Here is a 15017-nt window from a genome sequence, read left to right as displayed (position 1 = left end):
CCCCGGCATCGGCCCGACGTGTGGACGGCTTGAGCGGGGGCGTCCGGTCCAGCGGCCTACAATCGATCGGGATGAGCGTCACCGACACCGTCAAGCAGGACCTCACGGCCGCCATGAAGGCCGGCGACAAGACGCGCGTCGGTGCGCTGCGCCTCGTGCTGAGCGAGCTGCAGAAGGCCGCCAAGGACGGCTCGGCCGACGAGCAGGCCGTGCTGCGCCGCGAGCGCAAGCGCCGGCTGGACGCCGCGGGCCAGTTCCGCGACGCCGGGCGCGACGAGCTCGCCGACACCGAGGAGGCCGAGGCCGAGCTCATCGCGGGCTACCTGCCCGCCGAGCTGGGCGACGACGAGCTGCACGCGATCGTCGCCGCGGCCGTCGCGGAGGCCGGTGCGTCCTCGCCGAAGGACCTCGGCGGCGTGATGAAGCTCGCGATGGCGCAGGTGGGCGGACGGGCCGACGGCAAGCGCGTGTCGGCCGCCGCCCGAGAGGCGCTGACCTAGATGCGCCGTCAGATCGAGCTGAGCAACGAGGTCGCCGCGGCCCTGAGCGGCAGCCACGACCAGGTGCTGCGTCAGCTGGAGAGCCACATCGACTGCCAGCTCTACCTGCGTGGCAACCTCGTCACGCTCGAGGGCGAGGACGCCGCCGTCGAGGCCGCCGCCGTGGTCGTGCGCGAGCTCTCCGAGCTCATCGAGGGCGGCCACGACATCTCGCCGGGCACGATCGATGCGGTCACGAGCGCCCTGGACCAGCACGAGTCGCCCGCGCGGGTGCTCGAGGACGTCATCTGGCGCCACCGGTCCACGAAGGTCGCCCCCAAGTCGGTCAACCAGAAGCGCTACGTCGACTCCATCCGGCGCAACACCGTCACGTTCGGGATCGGGCCCGCGGGCACCGGCAAGACGTTCCTGGCCGTCGCGATGGCCGCCGCCGCGCTCTCGCGGCGCGAGGTCAACCGCATCATCCTGACCCGGCCGGCCGTCGAGGCCGGCGAGCGCCTGGGCTTCCTGCCGGGCGACCTCATGGCCAAGATCGACCCGTACCTGCGCCCGCTGTTCGACGCGCTGAACGACATGATCGACCCCGAGAAGGTCGCCGGCTTCCTGGAGAAGGGCGTCATCGAGGTGGCGCCGCTGGCCTTCATGCGCGGCCGCACCCTCAACGACTCGTTCGTCATCCTCGACGAGGCCCAGAACACGAGCCCCGAGCAGATGAAGATGTTCCTGACGCGGCTGGGGTTCGGCTCGAAGATGGTCATCACCGGCGACATCACGCAGGTCGACCTGCCGCGCAACGAGAAGTCCGGGCTCATCGTCGTCGGCGACATCCTCACCGACGTCGACGGCGTGGACTTCGTGCGCTTCGACGGCGGCGACGTCGTCCGCCACCGGCTCGTGCAGCGGATCGTCGAGGCCTACGACGCGCACGACCAGAGCCAGGCCCCCGAGCTGCGCTCGGCAGAACGCAAGCGCGCCTGACATGGACGGCCTGGAGGTCGAGGTGCTGGGACGCGAGCTGGCCCCGGGCGCGCCGCCCGATGCCGAGATCGATCGGATGGTCGCGCTCGCGGTCGGCACCGCGGGCGTCCGCGACGGTCACGTCGCGGTGAGCTTCGTGACGCCCGAGCGGATCGCCGAGCTCAACCTGGAGCACCGCGGCAAGCCCGGCCCCACCGACGTGCTGTCGTTCCCGATCGACGAGGCCGCCGCGGACGTCCCCGGGCCGCGTGAGCTCGGCGACGTCGTGATCTGCCCGCCCCACACGGCCGACCTGCGCGAGGCGATCGTCCACGGCGCCCTGCACCTCGTCGGCATGGACCACGAGACCGACGACGGCGAGATGCTCGCCGTCCAGGCGGAGATCCTCTCGTGGTGACCGCGAACGACCTCGCCCCGCGGGCCGGGGTCCGGGCATGAGCTCGCCCGGGGGCTGGCTCGTGCGGAGGGTGCGGCCGTGAGCGCCACCCGCGCCGGCTTCGTCGCCCTGGCCGGACGGCCCAACGTCGGCAAGTCCACGATCGTCAACGCGATCGTCGGCCAGAAGGTCGCGATCGTCTCCGACAAGCCGCAGACCACCCGTCGCGCGATCCGCGGCGTCGCCACGCGCGACGACGTCCAGCTCGTGCTCACCGACCTGCCCGGGGTGCAGAAGCCGCTGGACACGCTGACCGAGCGGATGCAGCGCCGCGTCGAGCGCGAGCTGGCCGAGACCGACGTGGCGCTCATGGTGCTCAACGCCGAGCAGGGCGTCGGGCCGGGGGACCGCTTCATCGCCCGCGCGCTGCAGAACGCGCCGTGCCCCGTCGTCGTGGCGGTCAACAAGGTCGACCGTCTCGACCGCGCGCACATCATCGTCGCGCTGCAGGCCGTGTCCGAGCTCGGCGTCGGCGACGAGATCTTCCCCGTGTCGGCGCGCAAGGGCACCGGCATCGACGCGCTGGCCGACCACCTGTTCTCCATCGTCCCCGAGTCGCCGTTCCTGTTCGACGCGGCCGACCACAGCGACCTGTCGCCCTACGTGCACCTCGCCGAGCTCATCCGCGAGCAGGTGCTGCGCCGCACGTTCCAGGAGGTGCCCCACGCCGTCGAGGTCGTCGTCGACGAGGTCGACACCGCGCGCGAGGGCCTGACGATCGTCCACGCCCACGCCTGGGTGGAGACGGAGTCCCAGAAGGGCATCCTCGTCGGCGCGGGCGGCCGGATGATCCGCCAGATCGGCACGGGCGCCCGCAAGGAGCTGCAGCGCGAGCTGGGCACGAAGGTCCATCTGGACCTCATCGTCCGCGTGCGCCGAGGCTGGCGCGGCGACGACGCGCTGCTGGACCGCCTGGGCTTCGACGCCTAGGCCGGCGCGGCCGCGCCGGACACACCGGTCTCACGTGATGAGCCGGCGCTCCATGTAGTGGATCGCCAGCCGCCAGGTCACCAGGCCGAAGGCCACGAGGAACCCGAGGTGCCAGAGGTCGTCGGTCTGCAGCCCGAAGGCGGCGTGGCGGACGAGCTCGACGCAGTGGTAGAGCGGGTTGGCGTTGGCGGCGATGCGCGCCCACTGCGGCAGCCCCGAGATCGGGAAGAACGTGCCGGCCACGAGGAACAGCGGCGTGATGACCGTCGAGGTCACGTAGCTGAAGTCGTCGATCGACTTCAGCAGCGCCGCGATGAGCACCCCGAACGCGGCCCAGCCGAAGCCGGCGACGAACGCGATGAGCGGCACGAGCAGCATGCCCCACGACGGGTCCAGGCCGAAGATCATCGCCACGAGCATCGGGAAGCAGCCGAAGACGCCGGAGCGCGCGGCGATCCACAGCGCCTCGGCCGTCACGAGCTCCTCCGTGTCGACCGGCGCCGCGAGGATCGCGTCGTAGGTCTTCTGGAACGTGCGCTTGACGAACGTCCCGAACATCGCCGGGAACACGGAGGAGAACAGCACCGCGGTCGCGACCGTGCCCGTGCCGACGAACTCCACGTAGTCCAGGCCGTCGACCCGCTTGACCAGCGAGCCGAAGCCGAACCCGAAGGCCAGCAGGTAGATCGTCGGCTGGACGATCGACGAGAACGCCGACGACCGCCAGTAGGACCCGAAGTTGACGATCTCGCGCACGAGGACGCCGGTCAGCGCGGGGCGGTCCAGCCGCCCGGGGCGGCGGGCGCCGGGACGGACGGCCATCAGGAGGTCTCCTCGCCGGTGAGCAGCACGAACACGTCCTCGAGGCTGGCGGGCCGGCGGTCGCCCGCCGGCGCGTCGCCGTCGAGGTCCTCGGCCCGCAGGATCGTCACCGACGTGCCGGTGCGCCGCGTCGGCCAGCCGCGGCGCGCGGCCTGCGCCTCGACCTCGCGCAGGCGCTCGGGGTCGCCGTAGACCTCCAGCGCCTCGCGGCCGGCGTGCTCGGTGACCAGGTCGCCGGGGCGGCCCGCCGCGACCGCGGTGCCCTCGGCCATCACCACGACCGTGTCGGCCAGGCGCTCGGCCTCCTCGATGTAGTGCGTGGACATGAGGATCGACGCGCCCTCGCTGCGCAGGCGGTCGATGAGCGCCCACAGCTCCTGGCGGACCTGCGGGTCCAGGCCGACGGTCGGCTCGTCGAGCAGCAGCAGGCGCGGCCCGTGCACGAGCGCGCGGGCGATGAGCAGCCGCCGGCGCATGCCGCCCGACAGCTCGTCGACGCGCGAGGCGCGGCGCTCGCGCAGGTTGGCGATGTCCAGCGCACGGTCGATCGCGGCGCGGCGCCCGGCACGGCCGATGCGGTACAGGTGCGTGAAGACCAGGAGGTTCTGCTCGACGGTCAGCGTGACGTCGAGGTTGTCGAGCTGGGGGACGACGCCCATCTCGGCCCGGGCGGCCTTGGACTCGCCGGGCAGCGCGTACCCGAGCACCTGCAGCTCGCCCTCGTCGGCGATGGACTGGGCGGTGAGCAGCCGCATCGTGGTGCTCTTGCCCGCGCCGTTGGGGCCGAGCAGCCCGACGCACGTCCCGTCGGGGACCTCGAGGTCGAGGCCGGCGACCGCGGTCACCGGGCCGAAGCGCTTGACGACGCCGCGCAGCCGGATCGCCGGGACGGGCGAGGGGGACGGGGAGGGGGCCACTCGCCCCCGACGTTACCGGCCGCCACCGCAGGGTCGGCGGGCGGGCGGGAAACGGAGACGGGCCCTGCTGACCGTCGTCAGGCAGGGCCCGTAACCGTGGATGTCCCCTCCGGTGGGAGGCGTATAGGCGGCGAAAGGTCGACTCGCGATCCTTGGCGGTCCCGATGCGGTCCGGCGCCGCGCTCCCTCCAGAAGCGACGCTCGGTCCCAGGGCCGACCCGTCCGTGGGTCGCATTCGCCTGTTGTCTCCACCCCTTCGTCGGCGGGGCCCGCGGCGGATTCAGCCGGGTGGCGGCCCGAACGGACGGGTGTCCTATGCGGCGACCGCGAGCCTTGTGGAAAGGGCCCGGATGTGCTCGTCATGCAGTCCGGTCTCGAACAGGAACGGCAGCGTGAGGACCGGGGCGGTCGCGTCGCGGCGCAGCCGCGCGAGCTGGGACTGCTGCACGCGCACGCGCCCGGCGGCGGCGGCCACGGCATGGCGGGGCGCCGCGGCCAGGGCGCCGTCGGCCGCCGCGACGCGGTCGCTGTCGCCCACGCTCATGCGCCGCGGCCACACGCCGTTGACGACGATGGCGTCCAGCGCGCGCCCGAGGCGGTCGTGCAGCCGCGCCTCCAGCTCGAGCGTCTCGGTCACGGCCAGCTCGGCGGGCAGCGCCACGGCCACCAGCGCGGTGCGCGCGGGATCGCGCAGCCCGGCGTCGACGAGCCGCGCCTGGGACGCGATCGGCCCGATCCGAGCGATGTCGGCGAACGTCCGCGGCGTGCGCAGCAGCCCGACGCCGTGCCCGGAGGCCGGGGCGTCGAGCACGACGGTGTCGTAGGGGACCGCGTCCCGGCGCCACCGACGCTCCTCGCCGAGCTCCCACGCCTTGGTGATCGTGACGAGCTCGCGCACGCCCGGCGCGGCCCCGACGAAGCCGGCGAAGGCGCCCGAACGCGCCAGGACGTGGACGAGGCGGCGCGGCAGCTGGCGGCCCAACCACTCCTCCAGCGCGTGCTGCGGATCGATCGCCAGCGTGTCGACGCCGGTGCCCTCCACGAGGTCCGTGGCCCGCGTGGAGCCCGCGATCTCGCACAGCACGGCGGTCCGGCCCCGCTCGCGGGCGGCCCGCGCGAGCGCGGCGGCGACCGTCGTCTTGCCGGTCCCGCCCTTGCCCGTGACCACCACGAGCCGGCTGTCGATGATCCCGCTCAGGAGCGTCTGTCGCTTGATGCCGTCATCCTCGTCGTGGTTGGGGTACGTAGCCCGAGGCAGGGGAGTCCATGCACGACGCGCACGTCCGAGAGTCCTATGCCCGCTGCCGGGCCGTCCAGCGACGGCACGATCCCACGTTCCACGTGGCGACGCAGGCGCTGGGGCGCGACGTCCGCCCGGCCGTCCACGCGCTGTATGGGTTCGTGCGCGGCGCCGACGAGATCGTCGACGGCCCGGACCGGCCGCCCACGGCCCAGGACCGCCGGGAGGCGCTGGACGCGTGGCAGGCCACGCTGGAGGACGGCCTGGCGACCGGGCACAGCGACCATCCGGTCATCGCCGCGCTCGTCGACGCCGGCGTCCGCCACCGCCTCCCGCTCTCCGAGCTCGGGGTCTACATGGACTCGATGCGCGTCGACTGCGACGGCCGCGTCCGGCTGCGCACCCGGCAGGAGCTCGACCGCTACATGGACGGCAGCGCCGCCGCGGTCGGGCGGATCATGGCGCCGCTCATCGGGGTGCGGTCCGAGCGCCGCGAGGACGTCGCCCGGCTGGGCACCGCGTTCCAGCTCACGAACTTCCTGCGCGACGTCCGCGAGGACTTCGCCATGGACCGCGTCTACCTCCCGGGCGTCGACGAGGACGCGCTGGCCGCCGGGCGCCGCGCGGTGCCCGCCGAGGAGCTGCACCGCGCGCGCGAGCTGTTCGGCTCGGCCCGCGCGGTCCTCAGCGCGTGCACGCCGCGGGCCCGCCCGGGGATCGCGTTCGCCTGCGGCGTCTACCGGCTCGTGCTGCGCCGCGTGGAGCACTCCGGGGTCGTCGGGTGACCGTCCGCGCCACGGCCCGCGGCGCGGAGCGCACCTCGCTGGACGGGACGCGCGCCGACGTCGTGGTCTGCGGCGCGAGCTTCGCCGGCCTGGCCGTCGCCCGCGAGCTGGCGCTGGGCACGCGCGGGCCGGCCGACGTGCTCGTCCTGGACCGCTACGAGATCGGCGAGCGCGCGACGTCGGCCTGCGCGGCGCCGACGCCGTGGTTGCATGCGATGGGCGTCGGGGACGCGATCCTGCAGGAGCTGCCGCGGATGACGTTCTCCACGCCGCACGGCCGCGCCGCCTACCGGCTGCCGTGGAGCTGGTCGAGCTTCGACTACCGCACGCTGTGCCGGCTGCTGTGGGAGCAGTGCGGCAGCGCGCGCTTCGAGACCGCCGTCGTGCACGGCCGCGACGGCGACGTCGTGCACACCGACCGCGGCGACGTCATCGCCCCGCTGGTCGTCGACGCGTGCGGCTGGAGGCGCATCTCGGCCCGTCCGCACGTCCAGCCGCCCGAGGCGCCGCTGAGCCGCGGCCTGGAGGTCCACCCCGGCGACCCGCGCGACGCCGACGGCGACGCGCTGGACATCTGGCTCGAGCGCTCGCTCGTGCGCCGCGGCTACGGGTGGAACGTCCCGGCCGGAGACCACCGCCGCGTCGGCACCTGCTCCTACGACCCCGTGCGCCCGGTCAAGGGCGCCACCCAGGCGCTCGCCGCGCGCCTGGACGTGGGGGCGGTCGGCTACCAGGGCAACTGGTTCCCCCACCGCCTGGGCGAGGCCACCCAGGACGGCGCGTTCTGCGTCGGCGACAGCGCGGGGCACTGCTTCCCGCTGTCGGGCGAGGGCATCCGCACCGCGTTCTACTTCGGCATCGCCTGCGGCCGCGAGCTGGCCCCGGTCCTCGACGGCGACCGCACCCGGGCGCAGGCCCTGGACGGCTACCGCGCCTTCCACGAGCGCCACCGCCCGGCGTTCGCGCGGGCCCTGGCCCTCCAGCGGCTCATCCCCGCCCTCCCGCCGCGCGTCCTGTCACTCTTGCTGCGGGCGGTCGGCGTCCCGTTCGTGGTGGACCGGGCCTTCGGCTGGTATCTCGATCAGGCGCACCCGTCCGCGGCCAGGCGCCCGACCGCGCCCGCGCAGACCCCCGCCGTCCATGGTCCAGCCCCCCGAGCGCCCTTCGCCCACCGGCCGTGAGCCGGAGACCGCAGATGCCCTGATCCGGGCCCTCGAGGTGGCCACGAGCGGGATCCTCGTCGCCGACGCGACCCGGCCCGAGCGCCCGATCCTGTATGTCAACCGGACCTTCGAGCGGCTGTTCGCCGCCGACCGCGCCGAGCTGCTGGGGCGCCCGAGCGCGACGATCGCGGCCGAGACCGCCGGCTCGGAGGTCCGCGCGGCCCTCGGCGGCGCGCTGACCGACAGCGTGGAGTACTGCGGCGCGTTCTCCGCCCGGCGCCTCGACGGCTCCACGTTTTCGGCCGAGATCCGCGTGACGCCGGCCCACGACGGCGCCGGGCGCCTGGTCGAGTGGATCGCGGTCGTCGACGACGTGACCGAGCGCGAGGAGGCGCGGGACCGCGTCGAGGTGGCCGAGGCGCGCTTCCGCGGCCTGGTGGAGAACATCCCGGCGGTGGCCTACGTCGCCGACTGGGACGAGCAGGGCACGCTGCAGTACGTCAGCCCGCAGATCGAGCGCCTGCTCGGCTACCCGGCCGAGGACTTCCTGGCCGACCAGGAGCTCTGGTATCGGTGCATCCATCCCGACGACCGCGAGCGCGTCCGCGCCCAGGAGCGCGAGGCGTGGGCGACGGGCGAGCCGTTCGACCTCGAGTTCCGGATGCTGCACCGCGACGGCCGCGAGCTCTGGGTCTGGGACAAGGAGGGCATCGTCATGGGCGGCGGCGACGGGCCGCGGTTCAGCCAGGGCGTGCTCATCGACGTCACCCCCGTGCGCGAGACCCGCTCCGAGCTCGCCGACGAGCGCTACCGCGCGCAGCGCTACCTCGACATCGCCGGGGCGATCATCGTCGTGCTGGACGCCGACGGACACATCACGCTGCTCAACCGCGCGGGCCACGAGCTGCTCGGGCGCCCCGATGGGGCGATGGTCGGCCGGGACTGGTTCGACACCGTGGTGCCCGAGGCCGACCGCACGGCCGCGCGCGAGCACTTCGAGCGCGTCCTGCACGACGAGGCCGACCACGGCGTGCACGAGAGCGCGGTGCTGACCGACGACGGCGAGCAGCGCGTCATCGCGTGGCGCAACACCGTGCTGCGCGACCCCGGCGGCCGGCCGACGGCGATGATGAGCTCGGGCGTGGACCTCACCGAGCGACGTGCGGCCGAGGAGCAGATCGCCTTCCTGGCCTACCACGACTCCCTGACCGGCCTGCCCAACCGGGCGCTGCTGCAGGAGCACCTCGAGCTCGCGCTGGCCCGCGCGCGCCGTGCGGGCAACGCTATCGCGCTGCTGTACCTCGACCTCGACGGCTTCAAGCTCGTCAACGACTCGCTCGGCCACGCCGCCGGCGACGAGCTGCTCTGCCACGTGACGATGCGCCTGCAGGAGCGCCGCCGCGGCATGGACCTGCTGGCCCGCCAGGGCGGCGACGAGTTCCTGCTGCTGCTCGGCGACCTGGACCGCGGCGAGGCCGAGGCCACGGCCCGCCGCGTCGCCGAGAGCCTGCTGCACTCGCTGAACAAGCCCTTCACGATCTCCGGCGCCGAGTTCCACATCGGCGCATCGATCGGGATCTCGCTCTTCCCGCGCGATGCCGCCGACGCCGACGAGCTGCTGCGCCACGCCGACGCCTCGATGTACGACGCCAAGGCGGCCGGGCGCAACGGCGTGACGGTCTACACGGGCGACCCGCACGAGCCGCTCGAGCGCCTCTCGATGACCAGCCGCCTGCGCAAGGCGCTGACGCGCGGCGAGTTCGCCCTGCACTGGCAGCCCGTCGTCGACCCGGCCGACGGGACCCTGCACAAGCTCGAGGCGCTCATCCGCTGGGAGGACCCGTTCCGCGGCCTCGTCATGCCCGACGAGTTCATCGCCTTCGCCGAGGAGACCGGGTTCATCGACCGCATCGGCGACTGGGTCCTGGCCGGCGTCGGCGACCAGGTGGCCGCGTGGCGGCGCGACGGGCTGGTCGTGCCACGCGTGGCGGTCAACGTATCCCCGCGCCAGCTGCGCCGCCCGGACTTCGGGCGGCGGCTGCTGCAGGCGATCGGCGAGCGCGGGCTGGCCGGCCTCCTGACCGTCGAGATCACCGAGTCGGCGGCGATGGCCGACCCGATGCGCACCGACCCCGTGCTCCAGGAGCTGTTCGCCGCCGGCGTGGAGATCGCGATCGACGACTTCGGCGCCGGCTACTCGTCGCTGTCGCGCCTGCGCACCATGCCGGTGCAGGTGCTCAAGATCGATCGCTCCTTCCTGCGCGGCGTGCCCGAGGACCCCGAGCCCACCGCGATCGTCACCGCGGTCATCGAGCTCTCCTCGGCGCTGGGCATGGAGGCCGTGGCCGAGGGCGTCGAGCACGAGCACCAGCGTGCGTTCCTCGTGCAGCGCGGTTGCCCGCTGGCCCAGGGCTTCCTGCTCGGCGAGCCGGTGCCCGCCGAGGCGCTGCGGCCCCTGCTGGCCGCCGCGGGCACGCCCCGGCCCTGAGGCCGGCTTCGTAGACTCCGGCGCCATGGAGTCGCCCATCGCCATCGCCTACGACGCCCAGGGGCTCGTGCCCGTCGTGGTCCAGGACTGGCGCTCGGGCGAGGTCCTGACGCTGGCCTACGCCAACGCCGAGGCCATCGCCCGGACCCGGGCGACCGGAGAGCTGCACCTGTGGTCGCGGTCGCGCGGCGAGCTGTGGCACAAGGGCGCGACGTCGGGCAACACGCAGGCCGTGCGCGCGCTGCGCCTGGACTGCGACGGCGACGCGCTGCTCGCGCTCGTCGAGCCCGCCGGCCCGGCCTGCCACACCGGCGCCCGGACCTGCTTCTTCTCCGGCGACCTCGAGCCGCCCGCGCCCCACGAGGTGCTCCCCGGCCTGGAGCGCACGCTGATCGCGCGCCAGCGGGAGCGCCCCGAGGGCTCCTACACCGTCACGCTGCTCGACGACCCGGCGCTCATCGGGGCCAAGGTCGAGGAGGAGGCCGAGGAGGTCGCCCGCGCCGCGCGCGAGGAGACCGACGACCGCGTCGACAACGAGGCCGCCGACGTCCTGTACCACCTCCTAGTGCTGCTGCGCTCCCGCGGGCGGACCCTGGCCGACGTCGCGGCGGTCCTCGACGGCCGGCGCCCGCGCGAGGGCTCGCCGTCGTGACCTCGGGCGCGGCGCAGGCCGCCGTCGACGAGGCCGGCGCGCTGCACATCGAGCCCTCGCTGGACGAGGTGCGCGCGCTGGCGCGCGACCACGACCTCGTGCCGCTGCGCCACACGTTCATCGACGACTGCGAGACGCCCGTCTCGGCGTTCCTCAAGCTGCGCGGGCGCCGCCCGGAGTTCCCCGCGTTCCTGCTGGAGTCCGCCGAGCAGGGCCAGCGCGTCGGGCGCTACTCGTTCATCGGTGTGCGCCCGCGCGAGGTCGTGCGCTGGTCGCTGGGCGACGACGGCGACCCCTACACCATGGCCGAGCAGGCCGCGGCCCTGCGCCAGGCGACGTTTCCCGACGCCCCCCCGTTCACGGGCGGCGCGGTCGGCTTCTTCGGCTACGACCTCGTGCGCACCGTCGAGACGACGCTCGGCGAGCCCAACCCGGACGTGCTCGGGCTGCCCGACATGGCGCTCATGCTCTCCGACGTGCTGGTGATCTTCGATCACCTCAAGCACACGGTGACGATCATGGTCAACGTCGCCGCCGACGACCTCGAGGCCTCCTACGCCGACGCGGTCGCCACGATCGCCAAGGCCCGCCGCCTCATGGACGGGCCTGTGCCCAAGCCCGAGGCCGACCGTCCGCCGCGCCCCGTGCCGGAGTTCACCTCCAACATGTCGCGCGAGACGTTCGAGGGCATGGTGCAGCGCATCGTCGAGTACGTGCACGCGGGCGACGCCTTCCAGGTCGTGCCCTCCCAGCGCTGGAGCGCCCCGCTGGAGGGCATCGACCCGTTCTCGGTCTACCGCGGGCTGCGGGTGGTCAACCCGTCGCCGTACATGTACTTCCTGGACTTCCTGGACTTCCAGATCGCCGGCGCCTCGCCCGAGCCGCTGCTCACGGTCTCGGCCCCGCCCACCCGGCGCGCCTCGACGCGCCCGATCGCCGGGACGCGGCCGCGCGACGCCGACCCCGCCGAGCTGCTCGGCGACGAGAAGGAGCGCGCCGAGCACGTCATGCTCGTCGACCTGGGCCGCAACGACCTGGGACGGGTGTGCGAGTACGGCAGCGTGCAGGTCGACACCTTCATGTCGATCGAGACCTACTCGCACGTGATGCACATCGTCTCGTCGGTCTCGGGGACGCTGCGCGAGGACGTCGGGCCGATGGACGCGCTGCGCTCCATCCTGCCCGCGGGCACGCTGTCGGGGGCGCCGAAGGTGCGGGCGATGGAGATCATCGACGAGCTCGAGCCCGTCAAGCGCGGCGGCTACGGCGGCGCGATCGGCTACCTGGGCTACTCGGGCGACCTGGACACCTGCATCCACATCCGCACGGTCGTCATCAAGGACGGCCAGGCTCACATCCAGGCCGGCGGCGGCACGGTGGCCGACGCCAGGCCCGACTACGAGTTCGAGGAGTCGGTCAACAAGGCCAAGGCCGTCAAGGGCGCGATCCAGCTGGCGGCCAGGCAGCCGGACTGGGCGTGACGACCTCGTCGTCATCGCGTGTTCGCTCAGCAGGCTTCGCGAACATCGCGGCTCAGGAGCTTCCATGAACGTTCTGGTCATCGACAACTACGACTCCTTCACCTACAACCTGGTCCAGTACCTGGGGGAGCTCGGTGCGACGGTCGAGGTCGTGCGCAACGACGCGGCCGGGGTCGACGAGCTGCTGGAGCGCTCGCCCGATCGCCTCGTCGTCTCGCCCGGGCCATGCACGCCCGACGACGCCGGGACGTCGATGGAGGCCATGCGCCGCTTCCCCGAGGCGGGGATCCGCACCCTGGGCGTGTGCCTGGGCCACCAGTCACTGGCCCAGGCCTTCGGCGGCACCGTCGTGCGCCACGAGCCCGTGCACGGCAAGACCACCGTCATCGAGCACGACGGCCAGGGCATCTACCGCGGGCTGCACGGCGCGCTGACCGTCGGCCGCTACCACTCGCTCGTCGTCCGCGAGGACGACCTGCCCGACGTCTTCACCGTCACGGCGCGAGGGGGCGGCGTCCTCATGGGCATCCGCCACCGCGAGCTGCCGGTGGAGGGCGTCCAGTTCCATCCCGAGTCCGTCCTGACCGAGCGCGGCAAGGACCTGTTGCGCAACTTCCTGTCCGACGCCTGAGCCGTCGCCGTCGACGGACTAGGCTTGCGCCCCTCCTGATGCCCAACGACGTCCTCACGGCCGCCATCGACGCGCTCGCGTCGGGCCGCGACCTCAGCCAGGAGCAGGCCGGCGCCGTCCTGGCCGAGATCATGGCCGGCGACGCCGGCGAGGTGCAGATCGCCGCGTTCCTCATCGCCCTGCGCACGAAGGGCGAGACCGTCGAGGAGATCGCCGGGCTGGCCTCCACGATGCGCGCGCTGGCCACGCCGGTGAGCAGCCGTCGCCACGACCTGCTCGACACGGCCGGAACCGGCGGCGGGCGCACGACCTTCAACGTCTCGACCACCGCCGCGCTCGTCGCCGCCGGCGCCGGCTGCGCGGTGGCCAAGCACGGCAACCGCTCGGCGACCGGCCTGTCGGGCTCGGCCGACGTGCTCGAGGCGCTCGGCGCGCGCATCGACCTGCGGGCCGACGCGGTCGGGCGCTGCATCGACGAGGTCGGCTTCGGGTTCATGTTCGCCCCGGCCCACCACGCCGCGACGCGCTGGGTCATCCCGGTGCGCAAGGAGCTGGCTGTGCGCACGATCTTCAACTTCCTGGGCCCGCTGACCAACCCGGCGGGCGCCCGCCGACAGGTCATCGGCGTCTCCGATGCGGGCTACCTCGAGGTGCTCGCCGGCGCCCTGGCGCGCCTGGGCTGCGACCGGGCGCTGGTAGTGTCCAGCGCGGATGGCCTGGACGAGATGAGCACGTCCGCACCCACGCACGTCGTGGAGGTCAACGGCGGCGACCTGCGGCGCTACGACGTCGTCCCGGGCGACGTGGGCCTGCCCGAGGCCGCGCCCGCGGACCTGGCCGGCGGGCCGCCGGGCGACAACGCGGCCACGGCGCGTGCGATCCTGGAGGGCGAGGGCGGCCCGCGCGCCGACCTGGTCCTCCTCAACGCGGGCGCGGCCATCTACGCGGCCGGCGTGGTCGACGACCTGGGAGAGGGCGTGGAGGTCGCACGTGCGACCATCGCCTCGGGCGCGGCGGCGCGAACACTCGATGACTACGTCCGACTCAGCGGGGAACTGGCGGCAGCTGCAGCATGAACAACGTTCTTGAGCGCATCGTCGACGTCACGCGCGAGGAGGTGCGGCGCCGGCGCAAGGAGGTCCCGATGGCCGACCTCGAGGCGCGGATCCACCACGCCCACGACGGCCGGCCGTTCTCCGAGGCCCTCGTGCGCCCCGGCGTGTCGGTCATCGCCGAGCACAAGCGCCGCTCCCCGTCGGCGGGGGAGATCCGCGAGGGCGCCACGGTCACCGAGATCGCGCAGGCCTACGAGCGCGGCGGCGCCGCTGCGCTGTCTGTGCTGACCGAGGGCCCGCACTTCGGCGGGACGCTCGGCGACCTCGAGGAGGCGCGGCGCGCGACGACGCTGCCCATCCTGCGCAAGGACTTCATCGTCGACGCCTACCAGATCTACGAGGCCGTGGTGGCGGGCGCCGATGCGATCCTGCTCATCGTCGCCGCGCTGGATCCGGCCGATCTCGTCACGCTGCACCGCGAGGCGCTCGCGGTCGACCTCGACGTTCTCGTCGAGGTCCACGACGAGTCCGAGCTCGACACGGCGCTGGAGGTGATCGACGCCGATGTCATCGGCATCAACAACCGCGACCTCGGCGACTTCTCGGTCGACGTCGAGCGCACGTACGAGCTGCTCAGCGACGTCCCGGCGGGCAAGACCGTCGTGTCGGAGTCCGGGTTCCACACGCGTGAGCAGGTCGAGGAGCTCGAGCGGGTGGGGGTCGACGCCGTCCTCATCGGGGAAACGCTCATGCGCGCCCCAGACCCGGAGGCGGCCCTGCGCGTGCTCATCGGGCACGGGGGCAGCGGCGCCGACGACGCGCTCTGAGAACGCCGGGCCCGCCCGCCCGGCCAGGCTCCGCCACGCCGTCCGTCCAGGACAGGCCCGCATTTAGCAATCTTTAGAGCGAGTTCAGGGTCACTTCAGCGATGCTCGGCAC

The 15017-nt window shown here is 73.6% G+C and carries 15 protein-coding genes; 12 read left to right on the top strand and 3 right to left on the bottom strand.

Annotation, left to right across the window (positions count from 1 at the left end; translation table 11 throughout):
• Positions 1–71 precede the first annotated feature (71 nt).
• The 4 genes from FSW04_RS20020 (at position 72) to era (ending at position 2844) form a co-directional block, all read left to right on the top strand.
• Positions 72–500, top strand: a complete 429-nt coding sequence (locus FSW04_RS20020) for a GatB/YqeY domain-containing protein (RefSeq protein ID WP_146921999.1) — start codon at positions 72–74, stop codon at positions 498–500.
• Positions 501–1478: a PhoH family protein gene (locus FSW04_RS20015; RefSeq protein WP_146921998.1), complete on the top strand. Its 978-nt coding sequence runs from the start codon at positions 501–503 to the stop codon at positions 1476–1478.
• 1 nt (position 1479) lies between these two features.
• Entirely contained in the window at positions 1480–1875 is a 396-nt protein-coding gene (gene ybeY, locus FSW04_RS20010) for an rRNA maturation RNase YbeY (RefSeq protein WP_146921997.1), read from the top strand.
• A 78-nt stretch (positions 1876–1953) separates the two neighbouring features.
• On the top strand, positions 1954–2844 hold the full coding sequence (era, locus tag FSW04_RS20005; protein WP_228430604.1) for a GTPase Era: 891 nt from the start codon (positions 1954–1956) through the stop codon (positions 2842–2844).
• A gap of 30 nt (positions 2845–2874) precedes the next feature.
• On the opposite strand, the gene FSW04_RS20000 is transcribed toward era, so the two are convergent.
• The 3 genes from FSW04_RS20000 to FSW04_RS19990 form a co-directional block, all read right to left on the bottom strand.
• Positions 2875–3666 (bottom strand): ABC transporter permease, encoded by a 792-nt coding sequence (locus FSW04_RS20000; RefSeq protein WP_146921995.1) that lies wholly within the window; start codon positions 3664–3666, stop codon positions 2875–2877.
• Positions 3666–4583: an ABC transporter ATP-binding protein gene (locus FSW04_RS19995; RefSeq protein WP_146921994.1), complete on the bottom strand. Its 918-nt coding sequence runs from the start codon at positions 4581–4583 to the stop codon at positions 3666–3668. The genes FSW04_RS20000 and FSW04_RS19995 overlap by 1 nt, the downstream gene beginning before the upstream one ends.
• Before the next feature lie 313 nt (positions 4584–4896).
• Entirely contained in the window at positions 4897–5754 is an 858-nt protein-coding gene (locus FSW04_RS19990; protein WP_187368946.1) for an ArsA-related P-loop ATPase, read from the bottom strand.
• Between the two features lie 95 nt (positions 5755–5849).
• Here FSW04_RS19990 and FSW04_RS19985 point away from each other — a divergent pair, with 95 nt between their 5' ends.
• The 8 genes from FSW04_RS19985 to trpC all read left to right on the top strand — a co-directional run bounded on the left by FSW04_RS19985 (position 5850) and on the right by trpC (position 14905).
• Positions 5850–6608 (top strand): phytoene/squalene synthase family protein, encoded by a 759-nt coding sequence (locus FSW04_RS19985; RefSeq protein WP_146921992.1) that lies wholly within the window; start codon positions 5850–5852, stop codon positions 6606–6608.
• On the top strand, positions 6605–7789 hold the full coding sequence (locus tag FSW04_RS19980) for an NAD(P)/FAD-dependent oxidoreductase (RefSeq protein WP_146921991.1): 1185 nt from the start codon (positions 6605–6607) through the stop codon (positions 7787–7789). Before FSW04_RS19985 ends, FSW04_RS19980 begins: the two co-directional genes overlap by 4 nt.
• On the top strand, positions 7749–10259 hold the full coding sequence (locus FSW04_RS19975; protein ID WP_146921990.1) for a sensor domain-containing protein: 2511 nt from the start codon (positions 7749–7751) through the stop codon (positions 10257–10259). The genes FSW04_RS19980 and FSW04_RS19975 overlap by 41 nt, the downstream gene beginning before the upstream one ends.
• A gap of 25 nt (positions 10260–10284) precedes the next feature.
• Positions 10285–10911 carry a bifunctional phosphoribosyl-AMP cyclohydrolase/phosphoribosyl-ATP diphosphatase HisIE gene (gene hisIE, locus FSW04_RS19970; RefSeq protein WP_146921989.1) on the top strand — a complete coding sequence of 209 codons (627 nt, stop codon included), beginning with the start codon at positions 10285–10287 and terminating at the stop codon, positions 10909–10911.
• Positions 10908–12392: an anthranilate synthase component I family protein gene (locus FSW04_RS19965; RefSeq protein WP_146921988.1), complete on the top strand. Its 1485-nt coding sequence runs from the start codon at positions 10908–10910 to the stop codon at positions 12390–12392. Before hisIE ends, FSW04_RS19965 begins: the two co-directional genes overlap by 4 nt.
• A gap of 64 nt (positions 12393–12456) precedes the next feature.
• Entirely contained in the window at positions 12457–13023 is a 567-nt protein-coding gene (locus FSW04_RS19960) for an anthranilate synthase component II (RefSeq protein ID WP_146921987.1), read from the top strand.
• 38 nt (positions 13024–13061) lie between these two features.
• A complete protein-coding gene (gene trpD, locus FSW04_RS19955) occupies positions 13062–14099 on the top strand; it encodes an anthranilate phosphoribosyltransferase (RefSeq protein WP_146921986.1) in 1038 nt (345 codons plus the stop codon).
• Entirely contained in the window at positions 14096–14905 is an 810-nt protein-coding gene (gene trpC / locus FSW04_RS19950; protein ID WP_146921985.1) for an indole-3-glycerol phosphate synthase TrpC, read from the top strand. The genes trpD and trpC overlap by 4 nt, the downstream gene beginning before the upstream one ends.
• Positions 14906–15017 lie beyond the last annotated feature (112 nt).

This window comes from Baekduia soli (assembly GCF_007970665.1).
GTDB classification, from domain to species: Bacteria; Actinomycetota; Thermoleophilia; order Solirubrobacterales; family Solirubrobacteraceae; genus Baekduia; species Baekduia soli.
This window is presented reverse-complemented; position numbering and strand designations above follow the sequence as displayed.

Bases quoted from the DNA above. Each gene is read 5' to 3' on its own strand.
- FSW04_RS20015 (WP_146921998.1), top strand. From the start codon at position 501: ATGCGCCGTCAGATCGAGCTGAGCAACGAGGTCGCCGCGGCCCTGAGC.
- FSW04_RS19985 (WP_146921992.1), top strand. From the start codon at position 5,850: ATGCACGACGCGCACGTCCGAGAGTCCTATGCCCGCTGCCGGGCCGTC.
- ybeY (WP_146921997.1), top strand. From the start codon at position 1,480: ATGGACGGCCTGGAGGTCGAGGTGCTGGGACGCGAGCTGGCCCCGGGC.
- FSW04_RS20020 (WP_146921999.1), top strand. From the start codon at position 72: ATGAGCGTCACCGACACCGTCAAGCAGGACCTCACGGCCGCCATGAAG.
- trpC (WP_146921985.1), top strand. From the start codon at position 14,096: ATGAACAACGTTCTTGAGCGCATCGTCGACGTCACGCGCGAGGAGGTG.
- FSW04_RS20000 (WP_146921995.1), bottom strand. From the start codon at position 3,666: ATGGCCGTCCGTCCCGGCGCCCGCCGCCCCGGGCGGCTGGACCGCCCC.
- hisIE (WP_146921989.1), top strand. From the start codon at position 10,285: ATGGAGTCGCCCATCGCCATCGCCTACGACGCCCAGGGGCTCGTGCCC.
- FSW04_RS19975 (WP_146921990.1), top strand. From the start codon at position 7,749: ATGGTCCAGCCCCCCGAGCGCCCTTCGCCCACCGGCCGTGAGCCGGAG.
- FSW04_RS19960 (WP_146921987.1), top strand. From the start codon at position 12,457: ATGAACGTTCTGGTCATCGACAACTACGACTCCTTCACCTACAACCTG.
- trpD (WP_146921986.1), top strand. From the start codon at position 13,062: ATGCCCAACGACGTCCTCACGGCCGCCATCGACGCGCTCGCGTCGGGC.